Annotated in this window: 13 protein-coding genes; 5 read left to right on the top strand and 8 right to left on the bottom strand. The window is 36.7% G+C overall.

Annotated features, from left to right (window positions below; genetic code table 11):
- Positions 1–124 precede the first annotated feature (124 nt).
- Complete coding sequence (alsD, locus tag BGI23_RS04560; RefSeq protein ID WP_070805330.1) at positions 125–883, bottom strand: alpha-acetolactate decarboxylase; 759 nt, start codon at positions 881–883, stop codon at positions 125–127.
- A gap of 16 nt (positions 884–899) precedes the next feature.
- On the bottom strand, positions 900–2588 hold the full coding sequence (gene alsS / locus BGI23_RS04555) for an acetolactate synthase AlsS (RefSeq protein ID WP_070805329.1): 1689 nt from the start codon (positions 2586–2588) through the stop codon (positions 900–902).
- A gap of 401 nt (positions 2589–2989) precedes the next feature.
- Here alsS and BGI23_RS04550 point away from each other — a divergent pair, with 401 nt between their 5' ends.
- Positions 2990–3550: a DUF1700 domain-containing protein gene (locus BGI23_RS04550; protein WP_070805328.1), complete on the top strand. Its 561-nt coding sequence runs from the start codon at positions 2990–2992 to the stop codon at positions 3548–3550.
- A 21-nt stretch (positions 3551–3571) separates the two neighbouring features.
- Positions 3572–4168: an NDxxF motif lipoprotein gene (locus BGI23_RS04545; protein WP_070805327.1), complete on the top strand. Its 597-nt coding sequence runs from the start codon at positions 3572–3574 to the stop codon at positions 4166–4168.
- 41 nt (positions 4169–4209) lie between these two features.
- Here BGI23_RS04545 and BGI23_RS04540 read toward each other — a convergent pair whose 3' ends face one another.
- Positions 4210–4566 (bottom strand): YlbF/YmcA family competence regulator, encoded by a 357-nt coding sequence (locus BGI23_RS04540; protein ID WP_000164606.1) that lies wholly within the window; start codon positions 4564–4566, stop codon positions 4210–4212.
- Between the two features lie 142 nt (positions 4567–4708).
- On the bottom strand, positions 4709–5845 hold the full coding sequence (locus BGI23_RS04535; RefSeq protein ID WP_157441021.1) for a DUF445 domain-containing protein: 1137 nt from the start codon (positions 5843–5845) through the stop codon (positions 4709–4711).
- A 134-nt stretch (positions 5846–5979) separates the two neighbouring features.
- On the opposite strand from BGI23_RS04535, the gene BGI23_RS04530 reads away from it, so the two are divergent.
- A complete protein-coding gene (locus tag BGI23_RS04530) occupies positions 5980–7032 on the top strand; it encodes a YheC/YheD family protein (protein WP_070805325.1) in 1053 nt (350 codons plus the stop codon).
- A gap of 20 nt (positions 7033–7052) precedes the next feature.
- Positions 7053–8513, top strand: coding sequence for a YheC/YheD family endospore coat-associated protein (locus tag BGI23_RS04525; RefSeq protein ID WP_070805324.1), 1461 nt, complete (start codon positions 7053–7055; stop codon positions 8511–8513).
- 16 nt (positions 8514–8529) lie between these two features.
- Here BGI23_RS04525 and BGI23_RS04520 read toward each other — a convergent pair whose 3' ends face one another.
- On the bottom strand, positions 8530–8775 hold the full coding sequence (locus tag BGI23_RS04520) for a hypothetical protein (RefSeq protein ID WP_000510468.1): 246 nt from the start codon (positions 8773–8775) through the stop codon (positions 8530–8532).
- 356 nt (positions 8776–9131) lie between these two features.
- Here BGI23_RS04520 and sasP point away from each other — a divergent pair, with 356 nt between their 5' ends.
- A complete protein-coding gene (gene sasP / locus BGI23_RS04515; protein WP_000013338.1) occupies positions 9132–9335 on the top strand; it encodes a small acid-soluble spore protein, SasP family in 204 nt (67 codons plus the stop codon).
- 203 nt (positions 9336–9538) lie between these two features.
- Here sasP and BGI23_RS04510 read toward each other — a convergent pair whose 3' ends face one another.
- Genes BGI23_RS04510 through BGI23_RS04500 form a run of 3 tightly spaced genes read right to left on the bottom strand, consistent with a single transcriptional unit; the run spans position 9539 to position 11784 of the window.
- Positions 9539–10273, bottom strand: coding sequence for an amino acid ABC transporter ATP-binding protein (locus BGI23_RS04510; RefSeq protein WP_000623609.1), 735 nt, complete (start codon positions 10271–10273; stop codon positions 9539–9541).
- A gap of 28 nt (positions 10274–10301) precedes the next feature.
- The gene (locus BGI23_RS04505) at positions 10302–11000 is read right to left on the bottom strand and encodes an amino acid ABC transporter permease (protein WP_000281503.1); all 699 of its coding nucleotides are present in this window, start codon (positions 10998–11000) and stop codon (positions 10302–10304) included.
- A complete protein-coding gene (locus BGI23_RS04500) occupies positions 10987–11784 on the bottom strand; it encodes an amino acid ABC transporter substrate-binding protein (protein ID WP_000732860.1) in 798 nt (265 codons plus the stop codon). Before BGI23_RS04500 ends, BGI23_RS04505 begins: the two co-directional genes overlap by 14 nt.
- Positions 11785–11895: the final 111 nt, after the last annotated feature.

The following is an 11895-nucleotide window of genomic DNA, read 5'->3' as shown; positions in this document are numbered from 1 at the left end:
CTAACTTCTTTGCTTTCGCTGAATTTGGAGGTGGGGATCTTACTGCCCATTAAAGCGGGATAAACGATATCGACTTACCGACAAATAAAAGAAGACTGTTCCAAAGCGGAACAGTCTTCTCCTTTTACTCTGCACCTTCCGCAGTCGCAATATTATCCTCTAAGTTTTCTCTAGATAATTCAGCTGCCATGAAGTCAGCTGTTTCTGGAAGTGCTAAATGCATATGAGCTTTTTGACAAATTTGGATCGTACAGTTTTCAACAACATAATCGAAAACATGTCCGCCTCCGCTTCTTTCATCATCAATATAATGTAAGTGGAAACCAGCTACACCAATACCTTGCGCATAATCTGGTGTCCAAAATCCAGCAAGCGTTCCTTCTGTATTTTTAAAGGAAAAGATTGGTTGTGATTTCGTCACTTCAACGAGCGGTGTATACGGTTTTTCTTGTTTTGGAACAGTTCTCGTTCTTACTTCGCGGAATGTACCATCCATTCGAATACCGTAAAATAAGTTTTTACTCGGCATTAATTCATGTAATAATGCTTCCACTTCTTCACGATTCATCGGACGCTCTATCGTATAACTCATTTCTTTTTCAAAAAACGTTACAGTCGCAAATGGTGTTGTTTCTTCTGGCTCTACTTTTTCTGCTGAACCGTCTGAACGTAAATGATAAAATTCGTTATCAAACGCAATCATTTCACCATCTAATTGATCAAATGTGCCGATACCGAAATCACCATGTTTTTTCAAATCTTCAAAGCTAATCACACCATCATATATACCATCTAATAGCGCAAGCATTGTAGATGTTTGATATACTTCATTACTCGTTTTCGTTCTTTTTGCATCAATATCAATTAATTGCGCAACCGTCATCTCAAATCTGCCTCCATTAGTTTAATTGATTTGGTAATAATTTTTCGCTTAATTTAATGTTGTCACGGTAATCGATTGGAATATCAATAATGACAGGGCCGTCTGCTGCTAGTGCTTCTTTTAATACACCTTCTAATTCATCAGGCTTGTTAACGCGAAGACCTGTCGCACCGAAACTTTCTGCATATTTTACAATATCAACATCACCGAACTCTGTAGCTGATGTTCTACCGTATTTCATCATTTGTTGGAACGCAACCATATCATACGTACCGTCTCTCCATACAAGATGTACAATTGGAGAATTTAAACGTACCGCTGTTTCTAATTCCATCGCTGAGAATAAGAAACCACCGTCACCTGATACGGAAACTACTTTCTTACCTGGTTCTACTAAAGTAGCAGCAATTGCCCAAGGAAGTGCAACACCTAACGTTTGCATACCGTTACTAAATAATAATCTACGTGGTTCATAAGAACGGAAACATCTTGCCATCCAAATGTAATGGGAGCCGATGTCACACGTAACAGTTGTATCATCACTAATTAAAGAACGAAGTGTACGAATGACTTGAAGCGGATGTGTAACACCTTCTGAAGCACGATTTGGAACTTCTGCTTGTTCTGATAATTTCGCGCGTAATCGTTCTAACACTGCTTCTGATTTCGTACTTAATACAAGTTTCGGTAATTTCTCCGCGATGCTATTTACAGTTAAAGCGATATCACCAATTAATTCACGCTCTGGTTGGTAATCGTGGTCGATATCTGCTTGATGGTCATCAAGATGAATAATTGTTCTGTCCCCAAGTTTATTCCAGAATTTCGGATCATACTCAATTGGGTCATAACCGATAGAAATAACAAGGTCCGCTTCTTCTAGTAAAATATCACCTGGTTGGTTACGGAATAATCCAACGCGGCCGAAGAAATGATCTTCTAATTCACGTGAAATCGCACCAGCTGCTTGATATGTTTCAACGACAGGAAGTTCTGTATCCGCAATTAATTCACGAACAGCTTTCGTCACTTCATTTGTGCTTGCTCTCATACCGAGTAAAATAACCGGCAATTTCGCTCCTTTTATTTTTTCTACTACGTATGTAATATCATGTGTGGGAGCGATTCCAAGCTGTGGCTTAGAAAGCGCACCGATAGACTCTACATTCGTTTCCGCAGTCATAACGTCTTGCGGAAGACTTACTAAAGTAGCGCCTGGATTTGTGGAAGTCGCACTTCGAAATGCATTTGATAATGCTTCTGGCACATTATCAGGATGCTCTACTTCTACGCTATATTTTGTGATTGGTTCGAATAGTGCAGCATTATCCATAGATTGGTGCGTACGTTTTAATCGATCTGTACGCGGAACTGCACCAGCTAAAGCAACAACGGGATCACTCTCCGCATTCGCAGTAACAAGACCTGTCGCTAAATTTGATGTCCCTGGTCCTGAAGTTACAAGACATACGCCCGGTTTTCCTGTTAATCTACCAATCGCAGCTGCCATAAATGCTGCATTTTGTTCATGACGACAAACAATTAACTCTGGTCCTCTTTCTTGCAGTACATCAAATACAGAGTCAATCTTCGCTCCTGGAATACCGAAAACATGTGTAACACCTTGTTTAATTAAACAATCAACAACAAGATCTGCTCCTTTTGTTTTTGTCTTCACGTCGTTTGCTTTTACACCTGTACTCAAACTAATCATTCCTTTGTTTCATAATTTGTGTAATAAAGATTTTAATTTCACCTTGTTAATTAACGTGGTGAAGTATTATTTATCATTATATTACAAATGCATTATTTTTCCAATGATATGAATTTGACAGTTTTATGACGCTCATTAAGGAATGCGCTTACAACCCTTTATTTATCCTAAAATAATATTTTTATATTTTCTCGAAAAAATCTAAAAAACTTCCATCTCATCACAGTATTTTAAAAATAATAGTACCTTGCAAAGAACACTACTAAATGATATATTTGTAAATATTGGAACACCCATTAATTGGAATAACATTCGTAGTTAGTATATCCCCCTCTCAACAAAGAGCGGATTCTCAGCTATAATTCATTATTTTATAAAGGGAAGTGATCGCAATGAACAAAAGTGAGTTTTTAAGCCAACTTAGTTCCTACCTACGGAATATACCTAATTCAGAAAAGGAGGATATTATTTCAGAATATGAAACTCATTTTAGTAGTGGTAAACAAGACGGAAAATGTGAAGAAGAAATTGCTAGAAAACTAGGAAACCCTAAAATGATCGCGAAAGAACTGAATGTTTCCTATGCAATAAGCAATGCTGACAAGAAACGCAGCTTCAAAAATATGATAACTGCACTATTTTCTGTTATGAGCTTAAGTGTTTTAAACTTTGCCTTTATCTTTGTCGCCTTTTTCGTACTACTCTTTTTATTACCGATTATTCTAGCACTTATCATTGCCACTCCAGTATTAATCATTTCCCCTATTTTATTAATAGGGTTAGGATTTTTTAAGGGGTTTCATCAAATTAGTTACTCCGATGTTTATAATGTGTTTATCGCTTTTTGCGTCGGTTTACTCATATCCGTCATATGTTATCAAATGATAAAACATCTATATGCACTTTTAGTAAAGTATTTGAAATGGAATATAGCTATTTTACAAAGACACTAATGAATGTAAAAGGAGACTAAAATGAAGAAATATACTTTATATTCACTCATGCTACTTACAATGTTATTTCTATCAGCTTGTTCAAACAGTGCAGAACCTAAGGAAGAAAACGATGTACAATCTATTAAAGATGTTACGATTAAAATTCCTGAAACTATATTCACTTCCTCCAAAAAGAATGAAACGATTAACGAAGATGAAATGAAACAAAATATAAAAACGTATTTAGATTATAGCGGAGAGTTATACGAAAACATCGTTGCATTCTCGTCAGCCATGTCTGACGAGAATGCAACGGAATCTGACCGGGAGAAATTAAAACAACTAGTAGATTTAGCACAACAAAACGATGCGAATTTCCTTAATTTTATTAATAACAATACGATCCCTCATGATTATAAACAGCCTTCGAAGGAAATTCATGATTACATTTCAGCGTCTACGGCACTTTCAGTAGAATTAGAGCAAGAACTAGACAAACTCGCCCAAGATGGTAACTTGTTCAAAACCGATTTTTCTTTTACAAAGCGCTTTGAGAAAGTGAATGGAAGAAAGCAAAAAGAGATTGAAAAGTTTTTGAAGGAGAAGAATATTGAAACGGAGTATTTCAAAAAATAACAAACAAAAAAGACGCCCCTATACTAGGGCGTCTTCTCTCATTACGCTTGTTGTTGCGCGCTATATAATTCTTCAAGTGGCTTCATGATAATTTTGTTAACATCACCGATTACAACGTTTAGGCGTTGCTCAGTTTCCATTAACTTTGTAATTTTAGCATCTTGTTGAATGCGAACTACAACTTCTTGTGCTTGTTGGTTGTCTTCTTCAGTAATTTCTTGGCCTTGCATCATTTTTTGTTGTAGGCTAAGTTGCATTGTGCGGAACTCATCGAATAAGTTCTTTGAAGCTGCATCAGCTTGAACTGCTGCGTAGCTCTCTTTTAAAGTTTTGAAGTCATCGTTTTCAGCGATTGCTTTTTGTAATTCATATGCTACATCATGAATGTTTTTTGTCATTTTATTTTTCCTCCTTTAGAAGGCTAGCGCTTTTCATACGCACTGCCTTTTACGTGCATTTACATACGCACCTCTTCTTACCATATCAAACTATGCAAGAGATGTGAAGAAATTTCACTTTTATTTGTATGTACGTATTTTATTATTTCAGAAACAACAGTAATACCCCTTGCACGATTCCAATCACTCCGCCTAATAAGGCACCTAAATACGTGATCATTTTTAGTTCATTTTTTGTAATGGACAGAACTAAATCTTCTAGTCTCTCCGTTGAAAATGTAGACACTTCTTGTTGGACAATTTCCGCTAAGTGGAGATTATGTAGTATACTTTCTACGTTTTCTGCCCCCCACTCCAAACCTTTCGTTACTACACCTGGGACTATCTTTTCAATAATTGTTTCCCGAACTGGCTCACATACTTGCTGCACAGATTGGTTTAAAAATTTACTCACAGTTTCCTCAACTTTAACTGCTGACAATATAGAGCTTACAATCATTTCTTTTTCTACAAACGTTTCTAATTCTTTTACATCTCTTCCTTTTAACTTCTCCCACTCTTTTTGCAGTACATCCGTTAAAAGCTGCTTTGTGCCATCTTGCCCTAAAAACTTAATAACCTCAGGCTGCACACGATCCACTACACTTACATTCCCTAAAAACATTCCGACTAAGTTAAGTAGCGTTCCCCTAGAAGCAAAGAAATCATCAATCATTTTTGAAAGACGTGCTTTACCTTCTTCACTCTCAAAAAACTGAGTTGCTCGCCCTAAAATAAATGCCGAAACATTTGGAATCGCATTCTCTATTTTCTCATGAACAGAATGAGGTAAAGCTTGTTCCCATGTATATGTATAGTACTCTTCTAAAAATGCCTGAATCTTTTCTGTAATCACCTGTTCGATTTTCTCAGTTGCTTCTTTTTCTACATGCGCTACGTCCCATTTTTCTAACATGTGTCGCAGTGACTGTTCATTCGTAATTACTTTATCCACTTCTACTTGCGCCCAGTGGATTAAACCTTTTTGAAACTCTTCATTTGTTAACTTCTTGCCGATTCCTTCTGGCGTTAACAAATGTTCTACAACCATTCTCCCTAATTGAACAGCAAGCTCATCGCGGCGCTTCGGAATTAATCCTGGTGTAAATGGCACTTGGAACTTCCCAATATACATAGGACGATGAGGACGAAATAACATTTTTATCGCTAAATGATTTGTAAATCCTCCAATAATTGCTCCGAGCCCTGTCGTCGTTAACATACTTAACCATATATTCATTACAATCAACCTTTCGCTTCTCCAAAACTATAGCATATCATCATACGGACAAAAGTATAATGGTATAAAAACGTATTTGCAATATATAGCTTCGCCTATTATGCCAACATTTTGTTAGTAAAGGAGTGATTTCGTTGGTTCTCGGTATTTTAACTTCTCACCCTCATTATGAGCAAACGTATTACACCGAAATCGCTAAACGCGCTCGGCTTTATCATAATGTCGTTGCCCAGTTTACGCCATTTGGTATTGATCCTAAAACAGATCTTATTTCTGGTCTGATTTATGATACGGATACAGGAAAATGGAAAGAGCAAATATTCCCTATTCCTTCTTATATATATGATCGTTCTTCTTTTAACGAGGAAACAGACGTCGAAAAAGCAAAGTCAATTATTCGCTCATTACACAATCGTCCTTCCACTACCTTTTTAAATAACACACTCATTGACTTAAGCAAACTACATGATGTATTTCTCACGAATAAAAAATTATCTCCTTATATACCAAAATTTGAAATAGCAACGATACACAACGTTTTCAAACTGTTATTAAAAACAAAAGATATTATTATACGTCCTACTAACGCACATTCCAATGAAAGTTTGTACCGGGTCGTTTATAAAAATAAAACGTTTCATGTTGATACGATAAATGATGCCTACCATACTTCTACTCCAATTAAACGGACTGATGAATTTATATCTTGGTACAAATCTCATATACGATCAGCACGTTACATCACGCATACAATGCTGCAACCTCCAAATCAATTAACATACCCACTCCATATTCGAACCATTTTACAAAAAAATAAAGAACAGAAGTGGAACGTTATCGGTCAGTTTATACAAAAAAGTTCATTTCCGAAGCAACTTTTACTATCGGCAACCGATGATTCCTCGCTGCATGCATTTTCAAAAATTAAATACGTACTATCTAGTACCGGTGTACAATTGTTACAAGACGCTTTACAAGACATTATAAATGAAGTGTTTCAAACGCTAGATGCATCTTATTCTTCATTATTCGAGCTAGAGCTTTCCACTATTATGGATCAAAAAGGGGCAATTTGGCTTATGTATGTCAACACGATTCCCCCGTACGAACATTACATTCGCCATAGTGATTCATTAGCCAAAAAAATATATCACGGACCATTACAATTTAGTCGCTTTACACCATAAAGAAAGGGGGTAAGTCTATTTTGAAAGAGCACATATATACGTTAAATATTTCAGATGAACATCCAAATAGTATTACTTTACCTTATATTTTTTCCATCACACCACCAATTACATCCCTTTCCTTCGGCCTACGCCATGTTGCAAGTGAAGAGGTAAAAATTCATTATTCCTTTACTCGCGAAATCATTATTGGAAAACAAATTGCAGAGAAACTTTTACTGCCTCATTCCACTACTATCCATGCATTCACACAAAACCAAACGATTATTTTCGGACCATTAATCGGGATTTTCACGACTGGTTTTAACGATGACGCTTCTAATCCTTTAGGGAACCGTTCAACTTCTCTTGGCGAGTTACTAACGCCACCATTCACCTTACGACCATTTGTATTCGTTTTTGGTGTGCAACATATAGACTGGGAAGACGAAACAATTGAAGGGTATTTCTTTCAAGAGGAAAAATGGATAAAGAAAAAAGTCCCTTTACCGAATGTCATTTACGATCGATTACCAAATCGGAAAGCCGAAAATTATAAACCGATCGTAAGAGCAAAAAGAAAGCTAGAGCATGACTATGCGATTCCATGGTTTAACCCAGGTTTTTTTAATAAATGGGAAGTGCATCAACTTCTTATGAAAGATGAATCCATTATGCCATTATTACCAAACACAGAAACATTTCAGCACTTCGAACAAGTGGAACGATTTCTCGGAACGTATAAATCCATTTATATGAAACCGATTCATGGTAGCTTCGGTAGAAACATTCATCAAATATTTTATTCCCAAACAGAGAATTGCTACTACTGTCGTTATCGCGAAAATGAAGAAAATAAACTAAGAAAGTACCAATCATTAGAAACACTTCTGAACCATGTGTTAAAAGGACATGATTTAAAAAAGTTTATCGTACAACAAGGTATCTCCTTGCTACGCTTCGATGGGCAACCTGTTGATTTCCGCATTCATACAAATAAAAATCATTTCGGCCAATGGATGGTCAGTGCAATCGTGGCAAAAATTGCTGGCAAAGGTAGCTTAACAACGCATGTAAATAGCGGTGGCGATACAAAATTGCTGCAAGAACTTTTTCCAGATTCAACGAAACAAGTTCAAATTGAAAATAAGTTAAAACATACCGCCTTACAAATTAGTTACGCGCTCGATGAACAAGTAACCGGAAATATCGGAGAAATCGGTTTTGATATCGGTTTAGACACACAGGAAAACCCATGGCTCTTTGAAGCAAACTCTAAACCAGGGCGAACTGTATTCCAAGATGCCAAGTTAAAAGAACAAAGTGAACTAACGCGCCAATTATTTTACGAATATGCCATCTACTTAACTGAACATTCTTTGCGCGATACAAAAGAAAAAATGTCTCAAATAAAATCAGAGACTTCCTCAAACAACGAGCATATCCCGTCCCCTATGATTCACTCACAAATACAAAAACAAAAACTTCCACCTCATTCATAAGGTGGAAGTTTTCTATTTACACAAGTTTTACGACAACTTCTGTTTCCACGTTACATACTCCGCAATAAAAAATATGATTGCAATATTCATTTGAATTATTATGTGTCAATCCATCTACTGCACTTAATAATTCTTGGTCCATATACGCACTATAATCGTCTATGTAATCTACAGCCTTCCCATAATCTTGGAGTATACTTTGGCAATTTTGACAAGAATATGTTTGTGATTCTAATGCGTTGCAAAGCGGGCAAATTCCCATCACGATTCCTCCATATAATTGTATCTAGCTACGTATAGGAGCAGCTTGCCCCATTCTTACTTACATTCTCCTCAAATTAGCAGGATACAAAAAGAAAAATATATTTCATATCGCTCTTAGTTTTACCTTCTTTCTAAAAAATAAAACGATTACTCTTATTTCATAATTTACGAAATCACTAAGTTTTTTTTACAAAATTTACAAATTATTATTTCGTATATCTTTCTAGGTAACATCCATACTATGAGTACAAACTTAATTACCGATGGATTAGCGCCAAACGGGGCGATAATCTGGTTCAACTCCAGCTAGTCCAACCAAAAAAATTTTTATAACTCTAAGGAGGATATATTCCTATGGCAAACCAAAATTCTTCAAATCAATTAGTAGTACCAGGAGCAACAGCTGCAATCGACCAAATGAAGTACGAAATCGCTCAAGAATTTGGTGTACAATTAGGAGCAGATTCTACAGCTCGTGCTAACGGTTCTGTTGGTGGCGAAATCACAAAACGTCTAGTTGCAATGGCTGAGCAAAGCCTTGGCGGATTCCACAAATAAATATATATGGCAAAAAGGTCTCAAGGCATATGCCTTGAGACCTTCCTTCATTTATCCCGCTTTAATGGGCAGTAAGACCCCCACCTCAAAATTCAGCGAAAGCGAAGAAGTTAGGTGGGGGATCAACTGCCCATAAAAGTCCGATTGGTTCAACTAATAATCAGTGGGGGATGAAGAAAACCCCCACTGATTAAAGTTTCACTTTATTGCAACATTTGTAAAAACTTCTTCGTACGTTCTTCTTTTGGATTTGTAAATACATCTTCTGGTGTACCTTGTTCGACAACGACACCGCCATCCATGAAAATAACACGGTTCGCAATTTGATGTGCAAAACGCATTTCATGCGTTACAATGACCATTGTCATGCCTTCTTTAGCAAGCTCTTTCATGACCTTCAGAACTTCTTGAACGAGTTCAGGATCAAGCGCTGACGTCGGCTCATCAAATAGTAACACTTCCGGCTCCATCGCAAGCGCGCGTGCAATTCCAACGCGCTGTTGTTGTCCGCCTGATAATTGGAACGGATATAAGTCTACTTTATCTGCTAGGCCCACTTTTTCAAGGAAATAGTTTGCTTTTTTCTTCGCTTCTTCTTTCCCCATCTTTTTCACTGTAACGAGCCCTTCCATTACATTTTGAAGTGCTGTTAAATGCGGGAATAAATTATGGTGCTGGAATACCATACCTGTTTGCGTACGAAGATTGACAATATCTTTCTTCGTTACTTTTTGAGAGAAGTTAAGCTCTTTATTACCGATACGAATATTACCAGCGTTTGGCGTTTCTAATACGTTAAGGCAACGCAGGAATGTCGTTTTACCAGATCCAGACGGCCCGATAATAACAACAACCTCGCCCTTCTCAACTGTTAAATCTATATGCTTTAGTACGGTATTATCTCCGAAACTTTTTTGTAAGTGCTGAATTGAAATCATAAAAACAAAAACTCCTTTTGTAAAAGGATTATTTTAATGTATAGCGTTCTGAACGCTTTTCTAACATCTGTTGTACGATTGATAATAAGAAACAAATAACCCAATAAATAAGACCTGCTTCAAAATAAACAATTAAAAACTCATAGTTCATTGCCGCAATTTCCTGCGCTTTTCGGAACATTTCTGTTACTAAAATTAACGATGCTAATGAAGTATCTTTCACTAAGCTAATAAATGTATTCGAAAGCGGCGGAATTGATACGCGCGTTGCTTGTGGTAAAATAACTCGTTTTAACGCTTGCGGATATGTCATCCCAATTGTGTAAGCTGCTTCCCACTGCCCTTTCGGAATGGAAAGGATAGAAGCACGAATAATTTCAGATGCATACGCACCGACATTTAATGAAAATCCAACAACTGCTGCTGTATATGGCTCAACTTCAATATTAAGAGTTGGGAGACCATAGAAAATGATAAATAACTGTACAAGAAGTGGCGTTCCGCGAATGATAGATACATAGATACGAGCAATCCATTGTAAAATACGACTACCTGAAATACGTGCAAGCGCCGTTAACGTCGCAAGTATAAGACCGATAATAAATGTAATGAGCGTTAATGGAATTGTCGTAAAAACAGCTTCCTTCAGCATCGGCATGAAGGAAGACTGCATAATATCTACCCAAGTAGACAATCGATCTGAAACCAATGCACTACTTAGATACATTTTCACCGAACCATTTTTTCGTTATTTTGTCATACGTACCGTCTTTTTTCATATCTTCTAACGCTTTATCTACTTCTTGTACAAGCTTAGTGCTACCTTTACGGAATAAGAATCCACTTTCTGAAGCTTCTTTTTCTGTATCTACAATTTTAATTTTCGCATCTTTTTTCGTTTCTAAATAATTTAACACTGATAATTTATCATTGATTGTGAAATCAACGCGTCCTGAAGCTAATAGTTCTGCTGCTTGGCTAAATCCTTCTACACCAACGATTTCCGCACCATTTTTCTTAGCGATATCCGCATAGTTACTTGTTAAAGATTGTGCTCCTTTTAATCCTTTTACATCAGCAAATGTAGCAGGTTTATCTTTATCTTTTGCGATAACTAATGCCGCTGAAGATGAAACATACGGTTTAGAGAAGTCATATTTCTTTTGACGGTCTTCACGAATACCAACTTCGTTTGCAACCATATCGAAACGTTTTGCATCTAAACCAGCAAGTAAGCTATCCCATTGCGTTTCTTTAAATACAGGTTTTACGCCTAAACGTTTTGCAACTTCTTCTGATAGTTCAACGTCAAATCCAGTTAATTTATTGCTTGAATCGTGGAACGTAAATGGTGGGTATGTACCTTCTGTACCAATTACAAGTTCACCGCTTTGTTTAATCTTTTGTAACGCGTCTTGACTAGCTGTATCTTTTTTCTCTTCTTTACCGCAGCCGGCTACAATCCCGATCGCTAATGTAGTTACTGCAAGCACTGAAAATAATTTCTTCATGATGGTAATCCTCCAAGTATTCTGATAGGAATTTAAAAACTATATTGATTGTATGCAATCTTGAACAATTTTTCAATGAAAATGTTCTTATTTAGTTTATCCTTTTTCTTC

It is taken from the genome of Bacillus sp. ABP14, assembly GCF_001831375.1.
Lineage (GTDB): Bacteria > Bacillota > Bacilli > Bacillales > Bacillaceae_G > Bacillus_A > Bacillus_A paranthracis.
This window is presented reverse-complemented; position numbering and strand designations above follow the sequence as displayed.